General features: G+C 71.3%; 18 protein-coding genes. 13 read left to right on the top strand and 5 right to left on the bottom strand.

Features of this window, described 5'->3' with window-relative positions:
* Positions 1 to 25 precede the first annotated feature (25 nt).
* The 8 genes from ACIQBL_RS11720 (at position 26) to ACIQBL_RS11685 (ending at position 7,948) form a co-directional block, all read left to right on the top strand.
* Positions 26 to 1,114, top strand: a complete 1,089-nt coding sequence (locus tag ACIQBL_RS11720; protein ID WP_401939722.1) for a sugar ABC transporter substrate-binding protein — start codon at positions 26 to 28, stop codon at positions 1,112 to 1,114.
* On the top strand, positions 1,111 to 2,616 hold the full coding sequence (locus ACIQBL_RS11715; protein ID WP_401939720.1) for a sugar ABC transporter ATP-binding protein: 1,506 nt from the start codon (positions 1,111 to 1,113) through the stop codon (positions 2,614 to 2,616). Before ACIQBL_RS11720 ends, ACIQBL_RS11715 begins: the two co-directional genes overlap by 4 nt.
* Entirely contained in the window at positions 2,609 to 3,637 is a 1,029-nt protein-coding gene (locus tag ACIQBL_RS11710) for an ABC transporter permease (protein WP_401939718.1), read from the top strand. Before ACIQBL_RS11715 ends, ACIQBL_RS11710 begins: the two co-directional genes overlap by 8 nt.
* Positions 3,638 to 3,704: 67 nt before the next feature.
* Positions 3,705 to 5,045 (top strand): L-fuconate dehydratase, encoded by a 1,341-nt coding sequence (locus ACIQBL_RS11705; protein ID WP_401939716.1) that lies wholly within the window; start codon positions 3,705 to 3,707, stop codon positions 5,043 to 5,045.
* Complete coding sequence (locus ACIQBL_RS11700) at positions 5,042 to 5,797, top strand: SDR family NAD(P)-dependent oxidoreductase (RefSeq protein ID WP_401939714.1); 756 nt, start codon at positions 5,042 to 5,044, stop codon at positions 5,795 to 5,797. The genes ACIQBL_RS11705 and ACIQBL_RS11700 overlap by 4 nt, the downstream gene beginning before the upstream one ends.
* Positions 5,794 to 6,801: an aldo/keto reductase gene (locus tag ACIQBL_RS11695; RefSeq protein ID WP_401939711.1), complete on the top strand. Its 1,008-nt coding sequence runs from the start codon at positions 5,794 to 5,796 to the stop codon at positions 6,799 to 6,801. Before ACIQBL_RS11700 ends, ACIQBL_RS11695 begins: the two co-directional genes overlap by 4 nt.
* Positions 6,798 to 7,112, top strand: coding sequence for an L-rhamnose mutarotase (locus ACIQBL_RS11690; protein ID WP_401939709.1), 315 nt, complete (start codon positions 6,798 to 6,800; stop codon positions 7,110 to 7,112). The genes ACIQBL_RS11695 and ACIQBL_RS11690 overlap by 4 nt, the downstream gene beginning before the upstream one ends.
* Positions 7,097 to 7,948 (top strand): amidohydrolase family protein, encoded by an 852-nt coding sequence (locus ACIQBL_RS11685; RefSeq protein ID WP_401939707.1) that lies wholly within the window; start codon positions 7,097 to 7,099, stop codon positions 7,946 to 7,948. Before ACIQBL_RS11690 ends, ACIQBL_RS11685 begins: the two co-directional genes overlap by 16 nt.
* On the opposite strand, the gene ACIQBL_RS11680 is transcribed toward ACIQBL_RS11685, so the two are convergent.
* The gene (locus tag ACIQBL_RS11680) at positions 7,936 to 9,357 is read right to left on the bottom strand and encodes a lipase maturation factor family protein (RefSeq protein WP_401939704.1); all 1,422 of its coding nucleotides are present in this window, start codon (positions 9,355 to 9,357) and stop codon (positions 7,936 to 7,938) included. The genes ACIQBL_RS11685 and ACIQBL_RS11680 overlap by 13 nt on opposite strands.
* Positions 9,358 to 9,492: 135 nt before the next feature.
* Here ACIQBL_RS11680 and ACIQBL_RS11675 point away from each other — a divergent pair, with 135 nt between their 5' ends.
* From ACIQBL_RS11675 to ACIQBL_RS11665, 3 genes are all read left to right on the top strand, one after another.
* Positions 9,493 to 10,767, top strand: coding sequence for a DUF6777 domain-containing protein (locus ACIQBL_RS11675; RefSeq protein WP_401939702.1), 1,275 nt, complete (start codon positions 9,493 to 9,495; stop codon positions 10,765 to 10,767).
* 91 nt (positions 10,768 to 10,858) lie between these two features.
* Positions 10,859 to 12,934: a SpoIIE family protein phosphatase gene (locus tag ACIQBL_RS11670; protein ID WP_401939699.1), complete on the top strand. Its 2,076-nt coding sequence runs from the start codon at positions 10,859 to 10,861 to the stop codon at positions 12,932 to 12,934.
* A gap of 31 nt (positions 12,935 to 12,965) precedes the next feature.
* Positions 12,966 to 13,829, top strand: coding sequence for an Fpg/Nei family DNA glycosylase (locus tag ACIQBL_RS11665; protein WP_401939696.1), 864 nt, complete (start codon positions 12,966 to 12,968; stop codon positions 13,827 to 13,829).
* Here ACIQBL_RS11665 and ACIQBL_RS11660 read toward each other — a convergent pair whose 3' ends face one another.
* Positions 13,830 to 14,546, bottom strand: a complete 717-nt coding sequence (locus tag ACIQBL_RS11660; RefSeq protein WP_401939693.1) for an SDR family NAD(P)-dependent oxidoreductase — start codon at positions 14,544 to 14,546, stop codon at positions 13,830 to 13,832.
* A 72-nt stretch (positions 14,547 to 14,618) separates the two neighbouring features.
* Between ACIQBL_RS11660 and ACIQBL_RS11655 the strand changes: the two genes are divergently transcribed.
* Positions 14,619 to 15,440 (top strand): helix-turn-helix transcriptional regulator, encoded by an 822-nt coding sequence (locus ACIQBL_RS11655; protein ID WP_401939690.1) that lies wholly within the window; start codon positions 14,619 to 14,621, stop codon positions 15,438 to 15,440.
* On the opposite strand, the gene ACIQBL_RS11650 is transcribed toward ACIQBL_RS11655, so the two are convergent.
* The 3 genes from ACIQBL_RS11650 to ACIQBL_RS11640 form a co-directional block, all read right to left on the bottom strand.
* Complete coding sequence (locus ACIQBL_RS11650; RefSeq protein ID WP_401939687.1) at positions 15,427 to 16,077, bottom strand: zf-HC2 domain-containing protein; 651 nt, start codon at positions 16,075 to 16,077, stop codon at positions 15,427 to 15,429. The genes ACIQBL_RS11655 and ACIQBL_RS11650 overlap by 14 nt on opposite strands.
* A 142-nt stretch (positions 16,078 to 16,219) precedes the next feature.
* A complete protein-coding gene (locus ACIQBL_RS11645) occupies positions 16,220 to 16,735 on the bottom strand; it encodes a hypothetical protein (RefSeq protein WP_401939685.1) in 516 nt (171 codons plus the stop codon).
* 156 nt (positions 16,736 to 16,891) lie between these two features.
* Positions 16,892 to 17,437, bottom strand: a complete 546-nt coding sequence (locus ACIQBL_RS11640; RefSeq protein WP_043670802.1) for a sigma-70 family RNA polymerase sigma factor — start codon at positions 17,435 to 17,437, stop codon at positions 16,892 to 16,894.
* A 222-nt stretch (positions 17,438 to 17,659) separates the two neighbouring features.
* Between ACIQBL_RS11640 and ACIQBL_RS11635 the strand changes: the two genes are divergently transcribed.
* Positions 17,660 to 18,790: a CapA family protein gene (locus tag ACIQBL_RS11635; RefSeq protein ID WP_401939682.1), complete on the top strand. Its 1,131-nt coding sequence runs from the start codon at positions 17,660 to 17,662 to the stop codon at positions 18,788 to 18,790.
* The last annotated feature ends 5 nt before the right edge of the window (positions 18,791 to 18,795 follow it).

Genomic DNA, 18,795 nt, shown 5'->3' with positions numbered 1-18,795 from the left:
ACACGCTCGATGAGGAGCCCGACAGATGGCCGGCAGCACAGTGCGGAACGGACGGCAAGGCAGACGACTGACCGCGTGGGCGGTGCGTGCGACGGCAGCTGCCGCGTGCGGCACCCTCGCGCTCACGGCATGCGGCAGCACCAAGGACACCGGCGCGTCCAGCGCCGGCGGCAGCAGTGGTACCGGCAAGGTGGGGGTGATCCTGCCCCTGCTGACCTCGCCGTTCTGGCAGTCGTACAACGACTACGTGCCGAAGATGGCGAAGTCCGAAGGTGTCGACGCGCTGAAGACGGTCAACTCCAACAGTGACCCCTCGCAGCAGATCACCGACATCAACAACGAACTGAACCAGGGCGTCAAGGGCCTGGTCGTCGCCCCGCTGGACAGCGCCGCCATCGAAGCCGGCCTCGCCCAGGCCGAGCGCAAGGGCGTGCCGGTCGTCGCGGTCGACGTGGCGCCCGACAAGGGCAAGGTCGCGATGGTCGTACGCGCCGACAACGTCGCGTACGGCGAGAAGGCCTGCGAGTACCTCGGGGCGCACATCACCAGCGGCAAGGTCGTGCAGATCATGGGCGACCTGGCGTCCGTCAACGGCCGTGACAGGTCGGAGGCGTTCAGGTCCTGTGTGAAGACGAAGTACCCGAAGCTCAAGGTCCTGGAGATCCCCGCCAAGTGGGAGTCCGACACGGCGGCCTCGAAGCTCGACACGCTTCTCAACGCCAACCCCGACATCAAGGGCATCTACATGCAGGCGGGCGGCGTCTACCTCGCGCCCACCCTCCAGACCCTCAAGTCCAAGGGCATGCTGAAGGCGGCGGGCCAGGCCGGGCACATCGTGATCGTCTCGAACGACGGCATCTCGCAGGAGTTCGACGCGATCCGCAAGGGCGAGATCGACGCCACGGTGTCCCAACCGGCCGACGCCTACGCCAAGTACGGCATGTACTACATCAAGGCCGCGATGGCGGGGAAGACCTTCAAGCCCGGCCCCACCGACCACGACTCCACGATCGTCAAGCTGCCCAGCGGCATCCTGGAGGACCAGTTGCCCGCGCCCCTGGTCACCAAGGACAACGTCGACGATCCCAAGCTCTGGGGCAACACGGCCAAATGAGCAGCCCACTGACCACTCCGCTGGTGGAGGCGACGGGAATCGTCAAGCGGTACGGCCCGACCGTCGCCCTCGCCGACGGGCAACTGACCGTGCTGCCGGGCGAGTCCCACGCCCTCGTCGGCCGCAACGGCGCCGGCAAGTCCACCCTCGTCACCGTCCTCACCGGACTCCAGGCCCCCGACGAGGGCACGGTCCGCTTCGACGGCGAGCCGGCGCCCCCGCTCACCGACCGCGACGCCTGGCGCGCCAAAGTGGCCTGCGTCTACCAGAAGCCCACCGTGGTACCCGAGTTGACGGTCGCCGAGAACCTCTTCATCAACCGCCAGCCGACCTCACGCGGCGGAGTCATCAGCTGGCGCCGCCTCCGCGCCGAGGCCGCCGAACTCCTCGACACCTGGGACGTACGCGTCGACCCCGAGGCCCGTACCGCCGACCTCAAGGTCGAGGACCGTCAAATGGTGGAGATCGCGCGGGCGTTGAGCTTCGGCGCCCGGTTCATCGTCCTCGACGAACCGACCGCCCAGCTCGACAACCGGGAGATAGAGCGGCTCTTCACCCGCATGCGGGCGCTCCAGGAGTCCGGCGTCACCTTCCTGTTCATCTCGCACCACCTCCAGGAGGTGTACGAGGTGTGCCAGACCGTGACGGTCCTGCGTGACGCCCGCTGGATCACCACCGCACCGGTCGCCGACCTCCCGCGCCAGGCCCTCGTGGAGGCCATGGCGGGGGAGTCGATCGCCGAACTGGAGGTGCGGCTGCGGGAGTTGGACGACGCGGCACCCGTCCTCCTCGACGCGCGGGGGCTCACCTCCGAGTCGTACGAGAACGTCGACCTCACCGTCCGTCGCGGCGAGGTCGTCGGACTCGCCGGATCCAGCGGCAGCGGCAAGATCGAGCTGGCCGAGTCCTTCACCGGGCTGTACACGCCGACCGGCGGGAGTGCCCGACTCGACGGCGAGAAGCTGCCGTTCGGGGATGTCCAGGCCGCGCTCAAGGCCGGCGTCGGGTGCGTGCCGCGCGACCGGCACGGGCAGGGGCTGGTGTTCGGCATGTCCATCGGGGACAACGCCACCATGACGGTCCTGGACCGGCTCGGCCGCTTCGGCTTTGTCGGTACCGACCGCAAGCGGGCGTTCGCCACCGAGCTGATCGACCGGCTCGACATCCACACCGAGGGCCCCGAACAGCCGGTTTCCGACCTGTCCGGCGGCAACGCGCAGAAGGTCGTCATGGCCCGCGCGCTCGCCTCGGACCCGAGGCTGCTGGTCCTCATCAACCCCACCGCGGGCGTCGACGTGAAGTCCAAGGAGTCACTGCTCGCCCGCATGGACAGCGCCCGCGACGACGGCACCGCCGTGCTCGTCGTCTCCGACGAACTCGACGACCTGCGGCGCTGCGACCGCGTCCTCGTCCTCTTCCACGGCCGTGTCGTCGCCGAGCACCCGGCGGGCTGGCGCGACCACGAGCTGATCGCCTCCATCGAAGGAGTGGACCATGGCTGACACCAAGGCGGCCCCGCCGCTCGCCGCCCCACGCGCCACCGGGGCGGGCTCGGCCCGCACGGTCCTGCTCCGCCGGGCCCGTGAACTCGCCCTCGTACCGGCCCTGTTGGTGCTCCTGGTGCTGGGCGCGATCGTCAACGACTCGTTCCTCACCGAACGGAACCTGATCTCCATCCTGGGCGCATCCGCCGCGCTCGCCATGGTGGTCCTCGCGGAGTCGCTGATCCTCATCACCGGCAAGATCGACCTGTCCCTCGAATCGGTGGTCGGCATCGCGCCCGCCATCGGCGCCCTGCTGGTCCTGCCGACCGCCGAGTCCGGCTGGGGTACGGAGTGGTCGGCGCCGCTCGCGATCGTCGCGATCCTCGTCGTGGGCGGGATCATCGGCGCCTTCAACGGCATCCTCGTGGTGAAGTTCAAGCTCAACGCCTTCATCGTCACCCTCGCCATGCTGATCGTGCTGCGCGGACTGCTGGTCGGCGCCACCAAGGGCAAGACGCTGTTCGGAATGCCCGACTCCTTCTTCACCCTCGCCACCAGCACCTTCCTCAACGTCCCGATGTCGGTGTGGCTGGCCGCGGTCTGCTTCGCCGTCGCCGGGTTCGTGCTCAAGTACCACCGCGTCGGCCGCGCCCTGTACGCGATCGGCGGCAACCAGGAAGCGGCCCGCGCGGCCGGTATCCGCGTCGACCGCATGCTCCTCGGCGTGTCCGTCGTCGCCGGCGTCCTCGCCTCGGTGGGCGGCATCATGCAGACCGGCTACGTCGGCGCGATCAGCGCCAACCAGGGCAACAACATGATCTTCACCGTGATGGCCGCGGCCGTCATCGGCGGCATCAGCCTCGACGGCGGCAAGGGCACCATGTTCGGTGCTCTGACCGGCGTACTCCTCCTCGGAGTCGTCCAGAACCTGCTCACCCTCGCCCAGGTCCCGTCCTTCTGGATCCAGGCCATCTACGGCGGGATCATCCTGGTCGCCCTCATGATCGCCCGCGTGACGACCGGCCGCGCCCAGGACTAGGCCCTACCCCTCCGGCCTCCGGCACCCGCACGGCACCGGATCCCTGTACCCGACCGAAAGGCCTTCCGTGTCCCCGACCCCCGCCCGCGTGATCGCGGTCGACACCTACGACATCCGTTTCCCCACCTCGCGCGAGCTGGACGGCTCCGACGCGATGAACCCGGACCCCGACTACTCGGCCGCGTACGTCGTGCTGCGCACCGACGCGGCCGACGGGTACGAGGGGCACGGGTTCTCCTTCACCATCGGGCGGGGCAATGATGTCCAGGTCGCCGCGATCGACGCGCTGCGGGACCATGTGATCGGCCGGTCGGTCGACGAACTCTGCGCGGATCCCGGGACGTTGAACCGCGAGCTGATCGGCGACAGCCAACTCCGCTGGCTGGGGCCCGAGAAGGGCGTGATGCACATGGCGATCGGCGCCGTGATCAACGCGGCCTGGGATCTCACCGCCAAGCGCGCCGGCAAGCCCCTGTGGCAGCTCCTCGCCGACGCCGACCCCGAATGGCTCGTCAGCCAGATCGACTTCAGGTACATCACGGACGCGCTGACGCCCGAGGAGGCGCTGGACATCCTGCGCCGTGGCAAGGCGGGCGCACAGGGCCGTAGAAGCATCCTGTCGGAGCGCGGCTTCCCCGCCTACACCACCTCCGCCGGCTGGCTCGGCTACGACGACGAGAAGCTCACCCGGCTCGCCGCGCAGGCCGTCCAGGACGGGTTCCGGCAGATCAAGCTGAAGGTGGGCGCCGATCTCGACGACGACATCCGGCGCTGCCGGGTGGCCCGTTCGGTCGTCGGGCCCGACATCCGGATGGCGATCGACGCCAACCAGCGCTGGGACGTGGACGAGGCGATCCGCTGGACCAAGGCACTCGCCGAGTTCGACCCGTACTGGATCGAGGAACCCACCAGCCCCGACGACATCCTCGGCCACGCCGCGATCCGCGCGGCCGTCGCCCCCGTCAAGGTCGCGACCGGCGAACACGTCCAGAACCGCATCGTGTTCAAGCAGCTGCTCCAGGCCGGCGCCCTCGACATCCTCCAGATAGACGCGGCCAGGGTCGGCGGTGTCAACGAGAACCTTGCGATCCTGCTGCTCGCCGCCAAGTTCGGGGTACCCGTCTGCCCGCACGCGGGCGGGGTCGGACTGTGCGAACTCGTCCAGCATCTCTCGATGTTCGACTACCTCGCCGTCTCCGGCACCACCGACGACCGCGTCATCGAATACGTGGATCATCTGCACGACCACTTCCTGGATCCGGTGGTGATCCGCGAGGGTCATTACATGGCACCCACCACGCCCGGCTTCTCGGCCACCATGCGGCCCGAGTCCATCGCGCGCTACACCTTCCCCGGCGGCACCTTCTGGGCCGCCGACCTCGACCGCCAGAAGGGACACGCGGCATGACCGACTTCGAGGGCCTCAAGGCCCTGGTCACCGGCGGCGCCTCCGGCATCGGCCGGGCCACCGCCGAACTCCTCGCCGAACGCGGCGCGTCGGTGGCGGTGCTCGACCTCGACCCTTCCGGCGTCGACAAGCCCCTGCTCGGCTACCGCGCCGACGTAGGCGACAACGCCTCCGTACGGCAGGCCGTGGCGTCCGCCGTCGCCGACCTCGGCGGGCTCGACATCCTGGTCAACAACGCGGGCATCGGCGCCCAGGGCACCGTCGAGGACAACGACGACGAGGAGTGGCTCCGCGTCCTGAACGTCAACGTCGTCGGCATGGTCCGCGTCGCCCGCGCCGCCCTCCCGCACCTGCGCGAGTCGTCCCACGCGGCGATCGTCAACACCTGCTCCATCGCCGCCACCGCCGGACTTCCCCAACGCGCCCTGTACAGCGCCACCAAGGGCGCCGTGTACTCCCTCACCCTCGCCATGGCCGCCGACCACCTCCGCGAGGGCGTCCGCGTCAACTGCGTCAACCCCGGTACTGCGGACACCCCTTGGGTCGGCCGCCTCCTCGACTCGGCCCCCGACCCGGCCGCCGAACGCGCCGCCCTGGCCGCCCGCCAGCCCTCCGGCCGCCTCGTCTCGGCGGCCGAAGTCGCGGGCGCCATCGCCTACTTGGCGAGCCCGCTGTCCGGCGCCACCACCGGTACCGCGCTCGCCGTGGACGGCGGTATGCAGGGCCTGCGCCTGAGGCCGGTGGGCCAATGAGCACCCTCGGCGCGAGCGGTGTCGAGGTCGGCGGCCTCGGCCTGGGCGCCGCCCCCCTCGGCAACCTGTTCACCGAGGTCGACGACGAACAGGCGTACCGGGCGGTCGACGTCGCCTGGCAGCAGGGCATCCGCTACTTCGACACCGCACCCCACTACGGCATCGGCCTCTCCGAGCGCCGCCTCGGAGCCGCCCTGCGCGACCGCCCGCGCGCGGAGTACACGCTCTCCACCAAGGTCGGCCGACGCCTCGAACCCGTGGAGACGGTGACCGGCGACGACCTCGCCAACGGCTTCGCCGTGCCCGCCACCCAGCGCCGGGTCTGGGACTTCAGCGCGGACGGAGTACGCCGCACCCTGGACGCCAGCCTCGAACGGCTCGGCCTCGACCGTGTCGACGTCGTCTACCTCCACGACCCGGACGACCACGCCGAACAGGCCTTCCGCGAGGGCTATCCGGCCCTGGAGAAGCTCCGCGCGGAGGGAGTCGTCGGCGCGATCGGCGCCGGCATGAACCAGGCCGGGATGCTCACCCGGTTCCTCCAGGACACGGACGTCGACGTGGTGCTGTGCGCGGGGCGCTACACCCTGCTCGACCAGACCGCCCTCGCCGAACTGCTCCCGTCCGCCGTCGCACGCGGCAAGTCGGTCGTCGTCGGCGGCGCCTTCAACTCCGGCCTGCTGGCGGACCCGAAGCCGGACGCGACCTACAACTACGGTCAGGCACCGGCCGAGTTGCTGGACCGCGCCCTGCGGATGAAGGCCGTGGCCGAGCGCCACGGCACCACCCTGCGCGCCGCCGCCCTGGCGTTCTGCGCCGCCCATCCGGCCGTGGCGAGCGTCCTGGTCGGCGCCCGTTCGGCGGCCGAAGTGCGGGACTGCGCCGAGCAGTTCGCGGCCGACGTGCCGGGCGCGTTCTGGCGGGAGCTGCGGGAAACGGGGCTGCTGTCCACCGACGCCCCGGTCCCCGGCCTCGCCGGGGAACCCTCGGAGGAGCCGTCATGAGAGTCGCCCTGCACACCAAGGTCCGCGGCGACCGCGTCGCCGAGTACGAGAGCGCCCACCGCGAGGTCCCCGAGGAACTCACCGCCGCGATCCGCGCCGCCGGCGCCACCTCCTGGACGATCTGGCGCAGCGGCACCGACCTCTTCCACGTCCTGGAATGCGAGGACTACGCCCGCCTGCTCGCCGAGTTGGACCGGCTCCCGGTGAACGTCGCCTGGCAGGCCCGCATGGCCCAGCTCCTCGACGTGGTGCACGACTACTCCGACGAGGGTGCCGACGCGGGCCTGCCCGTCGTATGGGAGCTGCCGTGACCGTCGATGCCCACCACCACGTCTGGGACCTCTCGGTCCGCGACCAGGACTGGATCACCGGCCCCGAACTCCAGCCCCTGCGCCGCGACTTCACCGTCACCGACCTCGCACCCGAGGCCCGTGCGGCAGGCGTCGACCGGACCGTCCTCGTGCAGACGGTCACCGTCGCCGAGGAGACCTCCGAGTTCCTGTCCCTCGCCGACACGCACGACCTGATCGCCGGAGTCGTCGGCTGGACCGACCTCACCCGCCCGGACATCACCGACGAACTGGCCCGCCTGCGCGAACTCCCCGGCGGCCACTACCTGAAGGGCATCCGCCACCAGGTACAGGGCGAACCCGACTCGAACTGGCTGCTGCGCCCGGACGTCCAACGGGGCCTCGCCGCCGTGGCCGACGCGGGACTCGTCTACGACCTGCTGGTCCAGCCGCACCAGCTCCCGGCCGGTATCGAAGCAGCCGCCGCCCTGCCCCAACTCACCTTCGTCCTCGACCACTTGGGCAAGCCGCCCATCGCCTCCGGGCAACGGGAACCCTGGGCGACAGCCCTGCGCTCCCTCGCCGCGCTCCCCAACACCTCCTGCAAACTGTCCGGCATGGTCACGGAGGCCGACTGGAAGACCTGGAGCGCGGAGGACCTGCGCCCCTACGCGGACACCGCCCTCGACGCCTTCGGTCCGAGCCGGCTGATGTTCGGCTCCGACTGGCCGGTGTGCACCCTGGCGGCGACATTCGGCCAAGTCGCCGACACGGCAGGCGAGTTGACCGACGACCTGAGTGCCGCCGAACGCGCCGAGGTGTTCGAGGGCACGGCCAAGCGCGTCTACGACCTCTGAGGCGGCGTCGCCAACCGCGTCGGCGGCAGATACTCCCGCACGAACGTCCGCTCCCAGCACGCGCCCGTCTCCCGCAACTCCCGCCAGCTCGTGTAGCGGTAGCGGAAGAGACGGGCCCGGACACAGCGCGGCGGCTCGTCGGGCGGGAACGGCGAGCGCCGCAGGAGTCGTAGCGTGTCGCGGTCGTTCTCCAGGAGCCGTTCCACCAGGGCGCCGAACCACGGCTCGGCATAGCCGGGGGAGAGCGCCGCGAACCACATCATCCAGTCCAGCCGGAGGTGGTACGGCGCGAACTGGCGTGGCCAGCGCCGTGGATCGCCGGGCTTGCCCTTGAACTCGTACTCCCGCCAGTCGGAGTCCACGCGGGGCACGGTGTCGGTCGTGCCCTCGACCACCACCTCGTGGCGGATACGGCTGACGTTGCCGAACGCGCCGTAGGAGTTGACCAGATGGAGGGGGTCGAAGGAGCGGTTCATGATCTGGTGGCGGGAGACCATGTTGCGGACCGGGCGCCGGCTGAGCCACAGCAGCAGGGCGGCGACGGTGAGGACCACGGCCTCGTACCAGACGGGTGGGCCGGGGGCGGGCGGTGGTGTGCGGGGGAGCCGGATCGCCGGCAGGGCCAGCACGATGGTGAGCCAGTTCAGCCAGGAGAAGTTGCCGGACAGGACCAGCCACAGCTGGGTGGCGATCATCAGGGACGCGGCGGCCGTCGCGATCGGCTGGGGGGTGAACAGGAGGACGGGCACGACGAGTTGGGTGAGATGGTTGGCGGCGGCCTCGACCCGGTGGAAGGGCCGGGGAAGGTGGTGGAAGAACCAGCTCAGCGGGCCCGGCATCGGCTGTGTCTCGTGGTGGAAGTCCAGGCAGGTGAGCTTCCGCCAGCACGTGTCGCCGCGCAGCTTGATCAGGCCCGCGCCGAACTCGACCCGGAACAGGATCCAGCGCAGCAGGAACAGCACGACAACGGGCGGAGCCACCTTGTCGTTGCCCAGGAACACGGCCAGGAAGCCGACTTCCAGCAGCAGCGACTCCCAGCCGAACGCGTACCAGGTCTGGCCGACGTTGACGATCGACAGGTACAGCGCCCACGGCAGCAGCCACAGCAACATCCCGCCCCAGAGCGGGAGTCGGGAGTCCAGGCCGAGGGCCAGTGCCGCCGACACCGCGCAGCCCGTCCCCGCGCAGGCCCCGAAGAAGCCGTCCGTGTAGTGGAGTTGGAAGACGCTCGGGGCCCGCCGGAACGGCATCCGGGAGACGAACCGGGGGACCGGCAGCATGCCGCGCTCGCCGATCAGCGCGCGGAACTGCAGGGCCGCCGTGAGGAACGCGACCAGATAGACACCGGCCAGCGCCCGCTGGAAGACGAGGCGGCTCAGCCAGTAGTCGGGTGCGCTGAACCATCCCACGACTGTGCCCTCCTCCCTCCATCATCGCGCTTCAGTGGACCGTCACTCTCCGCGTTCCACGCCTCCGGTTGCGTAACCCAAGTGAGTGAAGCAGACAATAGTGGCGAATCACCCGGCTTGAGGCGGGAGAACGCGGTGCGCACATCCACCGGAACCATCGCCACGGCCTGCGCGCTCTCGGCGGCGCTCCTCGTCGCCGGCTGCGGCGGCGACGGCGGCACGGACACGAAGTCGAGCGGCGAGGTCTTCCTGCAGCCCGTCGCGGCACAGGGCCCCGACCCCTTCACGGACTCCACGGCCACCGCCGCGAGCACCCCGCCACGGGTCACCCGGACGCCGCAGGCGACGCCCACGCGGACCACCTCCACACCGCCCGCCCGCCTGCGCAGCGTCTCCGGCGCCACACCCGGGCTGTACGGCGGGACCGCGCGCACCGGCAGTTGCGACGTCGAGCGGCAGATCGCCTATCTCACCGCCGACCGAACCAAGGCCCGCGCCTTCGCACAGGCCGAGGGCATCTCGCGGGACGCGATTCCCGGGTATCTGCGCGGGCTGACCTCGGTCGTCCTGCGCGCCGACACCCAGGTCACCAACCACGGGTTCCGCGACGCGCAGGTGACCGGCTTCCAGTCGGTCCTCCAGGCCGGTACCGCCGTCCTCGTCGACGACCGGGGCGTGCCCCGGGTCCGCTGCGCCTGCGGCAACCCGCTCAAGGCGGGGGTGGCGAGCAACGGGGGCACCTTCGGCGACAACGGCCGGCCCTGGTCCGGGTTCCGGCCCGCCGAGGTGGTCGTGGTGACCCCGGCGCCCCAGGTGATCACCAACATCACGATCATCGACGTCGTCGACCACACGTGGATCGAACGGCCCCTCGGTCATCACGGGCCCCATCACGACCATGTCGTGCCCCCGCCGGTACACGTGACGCCGACACCGTCGCACACGGCTCCGTCCCCGCGACCGCACGACAGCGCGTCCAGCACCGCGCCGAGCGGCAGCGCGAGTACCTCCCCGAGCGCGTCCGCGAGCGCCTCCCCGAGCCGCGGGAGCATCGCCCCGGAAGCGTCGTCCTCCGGCTGCGCCACCCCGAGCGTCACCGTCACCCCGGGCACGGCCGGCAACGCGGCGGCCCCGGTGCCGTCCCCGGCCGTCACGAACTGCCCCACCGTCACGGCCACCCCCACGACCAGCCCGCCCGGGACCACCCTCCCCCCGTCGCCGCGCGCCACCACCCCGAGCGCCGGGACGCCCGTACCGGACCCGTCCCAGGACCGGAACTCCCCGGACGAGATCGGCCCGCCGACCGTCCCGGGGACCCCCGGCCTGCCCGACGGCGGCGGACCGGTCCCCGACGACACCGTCACCACTGGCAGCATCTTCGACAGCCCCACGAACGTGTTCGACGGCTGACCGCGCGCGGAGCGGCAGCCGACCGCGCCCGGAGCCGTCGTGGCGCTCGGAGAAGTCGAATAATCGGGCAAATCCTGGCAAGGTGGGCCGCATGGTTGATCGGGGAGCGAGCGCCCTGTCACTCCCGGACGACTGGCCCGCCCACCCGGACCCGATCCTGGCGCTCAACCGCATGGGCAGCTTCGACTGGGACCTGGACAACGGCCTGTTCCACATGGACGCCCAGGCCCACGAGGTCTTCGACCTGCGCCCCGACGAATACGACGGACGCCCCGCGACCCTGGCAATCCGGGTACCGCCTCCCGAGGGCTACCGGCTCGACGGCATCGTCTCCCAGGCGGTGAAGGACGGCAGCGAGAACTACGGCGCCTACTTCCGCATGCGGCTGCGCGACGGCACCCTGCGCTGGACGCACACCCAGGGCTACATCCGGCGCGACGAGACGGGCCGCCCGCGCCGGATCATCGGCATCGTCCGGGACGCCACCCAGGAACTCGCCGAGAGCGCGGCCCGCCGTGAGCAGGCCGCCCAGGACGCGGCACGGCGCCGGCAGACCAACGTCGTCCAGCTCACCACCGCCGCCCTCGCGCACGCCCGTACCGTCCAGGACGTCATCGACGTCCTCAAGGACACCCACGGCCTCGTCCACCTCGGCGCGACCAGCCTGGTCATGGGCCTGGTCGAGGCCGGCCGCATCCGCCTGGTCGCCGAAGGCCCCGAGGGCAGTTTCGTGCCCGGCACGGAGGTCACCCGGATCGACGAGCAGTACCCGATGGGGGAGGTCGTACGGACCCTCAGCCCGGCGTTCATCGAGTCGCCCGAGGAGTTCGCCGAGCGGTATCCGCTCCTGTGGCCGCACATCACCGACCTCAACATCACCGCGGCGGCCTATCTGCCGCTGATCGCCCAGGCCCGGCCGATCGGCGCGATGGGCCTGCTCTACAACGACCGGCGCGGCTTCTCGGCGGACGAGCGCAACGTGCTCGTCGCGCTCGGCAGCAGCATCGCGCAGAGCCTCCAGCGCGCCATGCTCTACGAGCAGGAGAAGGACCTCGCCCAGGGTCTCCAGCAGGCCATGCTGCCGCGCGCCATCCCCAGCGTCCCGGGCGCCGACGTCGCCGTCCGCTACCGGTCCGCCAAGGCCGGCCGGGACATCGGCGGCGACTGGTACGACCTGATCCCGCTGCCGGGCGGGCGGGTCGGCGCGGTCATCGGCGACGTCCAGGGCCACGACACGCACGCGGCGGCCGTCATGGGCCAACTCCGCATCGTCCTCAAGGCGTACGCCGCCGAGGGGCACACCCCGGCCACCGTGATGGCACGTGCCTCCGTCTTCCTCCACGAACTCGACACCGACCGCTTCGCCACCTGCCTCTACGCCGAGGCCGACCTGTCCACCGGAGTGGTCCAGGTGGTCCGGGCCGGCCATATCGACCCGCTGGTGCGGCAGTTGGACGGGACGTGCCGTCGTCTGTCCGTCGCGGGCGGACTGCCGCTGGGGCTGTCCGCCGAGTTCGGGCGGCTCGAATACCCCGTCTCCACCGTCGAACTCGACCCCGGCCAGACCCTGTTGCTGTGCACCGACGGCCTCGTCGAACAGCCCGGGGCCGACCTCGACGAGGGCATGCAGACCCTCGCCGCGCTCATCGCCTCCGGCCCCGACGACGTACGCGACCTCGCCGACCTGCTCATCGACGTGGCCGAGGAACGCGGCGGTGAGGACGACGTGGCGCTGCTCCTGCTGCGCCGGCGCGGCCTCGACACCCCGCGGTCCGGCGGCCGGCTCCAGCAGCACGTGGCCCCCGGCGACCCCGAGGCCCTCACCGCGGCCCGGCACATGATCCGGGCCGCGGTCCGCGCGTGGGGCGCCCGTGAGCGTTCCGACGAGGTCGAGCTGGTCGCCGACGAGCTGATCACCAACGCGCTCATGCACACCGAGGGCTCCGCGATCGTCACCCTCAGGGTCCTCACCGGTCCCGGCCGCCGGCTGCGCGTCGAGGTCGAGGACTCCTCCAGCGCCCTCCCGCGCCGCCGTGAGGCGGGCGAGGAGGGAGTCTCCGGGCGCGGTCTGCTCCTCGTCGACCTGCTCACGGACGTGTGGGGCGTGGAGGCGCGCGGCAGCGGCAAGTGCGTGTGGTGCGAGTTCCTGGTCCCGGCCCGGAGCTGACCGCAGGGGCCTCCGATGGCACCCTGGACCCATGCCGGAACTTCCCGAGGTCGAAGCGCTGAAGGACTTCCTGACCGAACACCTCGTCGGCCACGAGATCGTACGGGTGCTGCCCGTCGCCATCAGCGTCCTGAAGACGTACGACCCTCCGCCCACCGCGCTGGAGGGACACGAGGTGGTGGCCGTGCACCGGTACGGCAAGTTCCTGGACGTCGAGACGGACGGCGGCCCGCACTTCGTGACCCATCTGGCCCGCGCGGGCTGGCTGCACTGGAAGGACCGCCTCCCGGACGGGCCGCCCCGCCCCGGCAAGGGCCCGCTGGCGCTCCGCGTGGCCCTGGAGACGGGCGAGGGCTTCGACCTCACGGAGGCGGGCACCCAGAAGCGCCTCGCGGTGTACGTCGTCGCCGACCCGCAGGAGGTCCCGGGTGTCGCCCGCCTGGGCCCCGACCCGCTCGCCGACGACTTCGACGAAACACGCTTCGCCGCACTCCTCAAGGACGAACGCCGCCAACTCAAGGGCGCCCTGCGCGACCAGACCCTGATCGCCGGGGTGGGCAACGCGTACAGCGACGAGATCCTGCACGCGGCGAAGATGTCCCCGTTCAAGCTCGCGTCGTCCCTGACTCCCGCCGAGACGCACACGCTCCACGAGGCCCTGCGCACCACCCTCACCGAGGCGGTCGAACGCTCCCGAGGCGTGGCGGCGGGCCGCCTGAAGGCGGAGAAGAAGAGCGGCCTCCGCGTCCACGGCCGCACCGGCCTGCCCTGCCCGGTCTGCGGCGACACCATCCGCGAGGTCTCCTTCAGCGACTCCTCCCTCCAGTACTGCCCCACCTGCCAGACGAACGGCAAGTCACTGGCGGACCGGCGGATGTCGAAACTGCTCAAGTAGCTACCAGGGCACCCCCGTCCCGTCCCACGACAGGAACCGCCCCGTAGGCCCGTCGTCCGGCAGCAGCGCCAGTTCCACCGCTCCCCGCGCCGCCTCCGCCGGATCCCCGGCGCTCGCCGCGGCCCGTGCGTTGAGGTCCGTCGCCCGCAGGCCGGGGGCCAGGGCGTTCACCTTGAAGCCGTCGGGGGCGAGGGACTGGGCGTAGAAGAGGGTCAGCGCGTTGAGGGCAGCCTTCGAGGAGCGGTAGGCGGCGGCCACTCCACGGCGGGAGGCGAACTCCCGGTCCGGGTCGGCGCTCCAGGTCAGGGAGCCGGTCCCGCTGGAGACGTTCACGATGCGGGGGTGCGGGGAGCGGCGCAGGGCCGGGAGGAACGCGTTGGTGACGGCCAGGACGCCGAAGACGTTCGTCTCGTACGTGCGGCGGAAGTCGTCGAGGGCGGCCTCGGGCGCCGGGCTTCCGCCGGACATGATGCCCGCGTTGTTGACCAGGACGTCCAGGGCGTCCACCCGCCGTGCCGCCGCCGCGACGCTGTCGGCGTCGGTGACGTCGAGGACCAACAGCCGTGCGCCGCCGCCCAGTTCCCCGACCGCCCGCTCTCCCCGGTCCGCGTCGCGCGAGCCGACGTACACCGTGAACCCCTCGGCGACGAGCAGGCGGGCGATCTCCTTGCCGATGCCCTTGTTGGCTCCGGTGACCAGTGCTGTGCAATCGTTCATGGGGACGACGATGCCGCGGCCGAAGCCGCTGAACCAGGGACAGCCGATCCCTGGCAGCCGCAGGGAGGCACAGTGACCGGCAAACAGGAACTGGCCCGATTTCTGCGCGGGCGGCGGGAGCGACTGGTGCCCGCCGACGTGGGGTTGGCGGGCGAACCGTCCCGGCGGACCCTCGGGCTGCGCCGGGAAGAGGTCGCGGAGCTGGCCCACATGTCCGTGGACTACTACGCCCGACTGGAACAGGCCCGCGGTCCGCGCCCGTCGCCCCGCATCCTGGACGCCCTCACCGGAGTGTTCCGGCTCACCCCGGCCGAGCGGACCCACCTGTTCCGGCTGGCCGGGACCCAGGTGACCCCGCTCGCGGCGCCGGTGCGCACCGTTCGCCCGCATGTGGCGGCCCTGCTGGAGCGCATCCCGGACACGGCGGCCGTCGTCACCGACGCCACCTACGACGTCATCGCCTGGAACCCGCTGGCGGGTGCCGTCCTCGGCGGCGATCTCGACGCGCGGCCGAACCTGGCGCGTCGGCGGTTCCTGGGGCGGCCGCAAGAGAGTTCCAGCGCCGAGGAGTTCGGCCACATCGTGGTGTCCCGGCTGCGCCGCGCCGCCGACCGCTACCCCTACGACCCGGGGCTCGCCCGTCTGCTGGCCGAACTGCGCGCCGGCAGCGAGGAGTTCACGCAGATCTGGGAGACCGGTCCGGTGCACGCCCCCGGCCACCGCACCAAGACCCTCGCCCACCCGGAGGCGGGCCCACTGCGGGTCAACTGCGACGTGCTCACCGTCCCGCACGACGACCAGCAGGTCGTCTTCGTCACCGCGGACCCGGGGACGCCGTCCGCACGGGCCCTGAGGCACCTGGCCGCGGCGGGCCAGGGCCTCAGTGCGAGGTGATCCGTACCAACTGCTGTCCGTCAGCCGTCCGTACGTCGTAGTGGTCGATCTCGTCGGGGTGCATCGCCGCGCCACCCTGCATCGTGATCATCGTCGCGTCGTGCGCGGGGACGTTCCAACTCGTCACGGTCTGCTCGGAACCGTCGTGGCCGACGACCACGAGACGACACGAGCGCGGGCCGGCGCCGTCCTTGATCTCCAGGGTTACATCACTGCCGTAGTTCTCGTTCGCGGCCGTGACCTGCGCCCACACGCCCGACTTGGGGTCGGTCGCGGAGAGCTGTACGGCCCCGTCGCCGTGCCCGACGAGGGTCGCGACCGCGGGGCCGCCCACGGCGAACACCACCGAGGCGGCCACGGCGTACAGAAAACGCCGCCGTCCGGCCCGGTGACGTGTCGCCACCTCGCCGAGCAACCGGTCGAGCATCCGGGGCCCGGGTTGTGCCATGGGGTGCACAGAGCGCGGCGTCGCCCGCCGATACAGCATCAACTGCCGTGAGGCGGGACCGAATTCGGTCACATGAGCCGCGCAGCTAGTGCACTCCATGAGGTGATCCTCGAAGCGGAAGGCCTCCGCCTCGTCCAGCACGCCGAGCGCGTACGCGCCGACGTCGCGATGCCTTTCCAGGGACCTCATGCCGAATCCTCGTGCCGTTAGGTGCGGGTGGGGTTACTCCTTGCTCCCATCGGTACGCACCAGCAAGCCGAATCACTCAAGGCACACACAGAATCCCCACCTACGGATTCGGAGCGGTCGGGCCCATGGATTGGTCCTTGTTTCAAAAAAGATGGATGGCGAGATGGCCGAGCGGCAGACCCAGCTGCCAGGCGGGTGTCCAGACCTTCGGCCCGTCGTCCTCACCGGTCACCGGACCGCCTCCCGGAACCGCGTCCAGATCCGGCGCGAGCAGCTCGGTCTCCTCCAGCCAGCGCCAGGCGGCCTCCGCCAGCTCCAGGTCCGGTGTGTCCGCGCCGGATTCCACTGCCTCGGCCGTCAACTTGGACATACGTTCCTGGACCCAGTCCTGCCACGGCTGGTCGTACGCCGTGAGCGAAAGCCAGGTCTCCAACTGGGTGACCACCCGGATACCGGACAATTCACCGTCCGTGTCGGAGAGGAAGATGGTCAGCGCCAACGCGTCCCGTCCCGCGCGGAACTCGAAGGACGTCGGCGGCATCAGGTCGCCGGTCCGCAGCAACTCGTCGGCGATGTACTCGGCGTACAACCACGCCATGGGGACGGTGAGTTCACCGCCACCGGTGCCGTCCGTGCTCTCTTGACCTCTGTGCAGCATCCCTTCCTGCCTTCCTCCGGTGCGTGCGCGTCGCCCGGCCCGAGGTTCCGTCAGGAACCCCGAGCCCCCCAGTCCGGAACACGGATGAGGACAGCCGATTACTCAACCGGGGTCCTGAGCAAGGCGCTTTACGGAGGTTTGACCAATCATTCGGTTTCACCGCAGGTCGGCGGCGTAACCGGGAAGCACCCGGCGCAGGGCGCGGAGCGCGTAATAGGCACGGGACTTCACCGTACCGGGCGGAATCCCGAGGGCAGCCGCGGCCTCCGCCACACTCGCCCCCTGGAAGTACACGAGCACCAGGACTTCGCGGTGCTCCGGAGTGAGAGTCTTCACAGCCTCCCGCACATCGAGCGTCGCCGCCGACCGTTCCGCGTGATCGGCACACACGCGTGCGTTCTCCAGCACCGCGTCCCCGACCTCGGGCGGTCGCGCCTGCCGGGCCCGGCGCGCGTCGATGGCGAGCCGCCGGCCCACCGTCAGCAGCCACGGCCGTACGGACTCGAAGTCGTCGGCGCGCAGCGCCTCGGGATGCTGCCAGGCCCGTACGAGGGTCTCCTGGACGAGGTCCTCGGCGCGCTGGCGGTCGCCGTCGCAGAGCCGGAGCAGCAGCGCGAAGAGCGGCCTGCCGTGCTCGCGCTGCAGTGCGGCGAGCTCGTGCTCGGCGGTCGTTCCGTTGGTGAGCGTGGGTCCGGCCGTCATGGCCGTATGGCATCGCAGGGGGCCGTCCGGGGACAGGGGGCGCACAGGGGGCTGCGGCGGACGGTCGATCGCGTCGACGAACGGTGCGACGAACGGTCCCCGTCACCCGGTGTTACCCCGCCCGCGCACACCGGACGGGTCATCAGGGGCGGGAAGTCGTTTGCGGGGGCGGTGCAGTCCATACCTATCAGTGGGTAAATATGACCACAGTGGGGTGAATTGATGATCGCACGCAGACGTCAGGTGGCCGTCGCCCTGGCGGGCCTTCTCGCCGCGGCAGCCGCCTGCCAGTCCCAGCACCACACCTCGAAGGCCGCAGGCCGTCCGGCACCCCCCGCCGCCCGCGGCTTCACCCTCGTCGCCGCCGGCGACATCCTCCCGCACAGCGCCGTCCTCGACCGCGCCCGCTTCGACGCCGGCGGCACCGGCTACGATTTCCGCCCGATGCTCGCCGGGATCCAACCCCTCGTCTCCCGCGCCGATCTGGCGCTGTGTCACGTGGAGAGCGCGTACGGCGACTCCGCCCCCTCCGTGCCCCCCAAGGCCCCGCCCGAGGAGGCCCAGGGCCTCGCCGCGACCGGCTACGACAGCTGCTCCACCGCGTCCGACCACAGCCTCGACGACGGCGCCGCCGGCATCCGGCGCACCCTCGACACCCTCGACGGGGCCGGCGTACGGCACACGGGAACGGCGCGCACCGAGGCCGAGGCGCACACGGTCACCCTGCTGCGCGCCGGCCCGGCGAAGGTCGCCCACCTCGCCTACACCGCAGGCGCCCCGTTCCTCCCGGGCGAGCCCTGGGCGGTGAACCCCGCCGACCCCGCCCGCATCCTCGCCGACGCCCGCGCCGCCCGGCAGGCGGGCGCCGACGTGGTCGTGGTCTCCCTGCGCTGGGGCACACCGGGCCAGGACGCGCCCGATCCACAGCAGTTGGCGCTGGCCGGTGACCTCACCGCCGCCCGCACCGACGGCCGCCCCGACATCGACCTGATCCTCGGCACCCACGCCCGCACCCCGCAGGCGTACGAGAAGGTCAACGGCACCTGGGTCGTCTACGGACTCGGCGACCAGATCACCGGCGAGATGTACGACAACGCGGGCACCCAGGACCCCGGCGGCAACGAGAGCACCCTCGGCCGCTTCACCTTCGTACCGCCCGCCCGGCCCGGAGGCCGCTGGGAGGTGACCGAGGCGGAGTTCGTCCCGGAACTGTTCGACATCGACGCCGGCCGGGTCGTGGACGTCAACCGGGCGATCGCCCAGGGCGCCGAACTCACCGGTGACCGCGACCGCATCCGCGAGGTGGTGCTGAGCAGGGGCGCGGCGAAGGACGGGCTGGTGATGGGGAAGTGACGGAC

Origin of the sequence: Streptomyces sp. NPDC088350 (genome assembly GCF_044753545.1) — a bacterium.
Lineage (GTDB): Bacteria > Actinomycetota > Actinomycetes > Streptomycetales > Streptomycetaceae > Streptomyces.
The sequence above is the reverse complement of the archived record's forward strand: the minus strand, read 5'-3'. Positions and strand labels throughout refer to the sequence as shown.

Bases quoted from the DNA above. Each gene is read 5' to 3' on its own strand.
- ACIQBL_RS11720 (WP_401939722.1), top strand. From the start codon at position 26: ATGGCCGGCAGCACAGTGCGGAACGGACGGCAAGGCAGACGACTGACC.
- ACIQBL_RS11715 (WP_401939720.1), top strand. From the start codon at position 1,111: ATGAGCAGCCCACTGACCACTCCGCTGGTGGAGGCGACGGGAATCGTC.
- ACIQBL_RS11710 (WP_401939718.1), top strand. From the start codon at position 2,609: ATGGCTGACACCAAGGCGGCCCCGCCGCTCGCCGCCCCACGCGCCACC.
- ACIQBL_RS11700 (WP_401939714.1), top strand. From the start codon at position 5,042: ATGACCGACTTCGAGGGCCTCAAGGCCCTGGTCACCGGCGGCGCCTCC.
- ACIQBL_RS11695 (WP_401939711.1), top strand. From the start codon at position 5,794: ATGAGCACCCTCGGCGCGAGCGGTGTCGAGGTCGGCGGCCTCGGCCTG.
- ACIQBL_RS11690 (WP_401939709.1), top strand. From the start codon at position 6,798: ATGAGAGTCGCCCTGCACACCAAGGTCCGCGGCGACCGCGTCGCCGAG.
- ACIQBL_RS11685 (WP_401939707.1), top strand. From the start codon at position 7,097: ATGGGAGCTGCCGTGACCGTCGATGCCCACCACCACGTCTGGGACCTC.
- ACIQBL_RS11670 (WP_401939699.1), top strand. From the start codon at position 10,859: ATGGTTGATCGGGGAGCGAGCGCCCTGTCACTCCCGGACGACTGGCCC.
- ACIQBL_RS11665 (WP_401939696.1), top strand. From the start codon at position 12,966: ATGCCGGAACTTCCCGAGGTCGAAGCGCTGAAGGACTTCCTGACCGAA.
- ACIQBL_RS11660 (WP_401939693.1), bottom strand. From the start codon at position 14,546: ATGAACGATTGCACAGCACTGGTCACCGGAGCCAACAAGGGCATCGGC.
- ACIQBL_RS11650 (WP_401939687.1), bottom strand. From the start codon at position 16,077: ATGAGGTCCCTGGAAAGGCATCGCGACGTCGGCGCGTACGCGCTCGGC.
- ACIQBL_RS11645 (WP_401939685.1), bottom strand. From the start codon at position 16,735: ATGCTGCACAGAGGTCAAGAGAGCACGGACGGCACCGGTGGCGGTGAA.
- ACIQBL_RS11640 (WP_043670802.1), bottom strand. From the start codon at position 17,437: ATGACGGCCGGACCCACGCTCACCAACGGAACGACCGCCGAGCACGAG.
- ACIQBL_RS11635 (WP_401939682.1), top strand. From the start codon at position 17,660: ATGATCGCACGCAGACGTCAGGTGGCCGTCGCCCTGGCGGGCCTTCTC.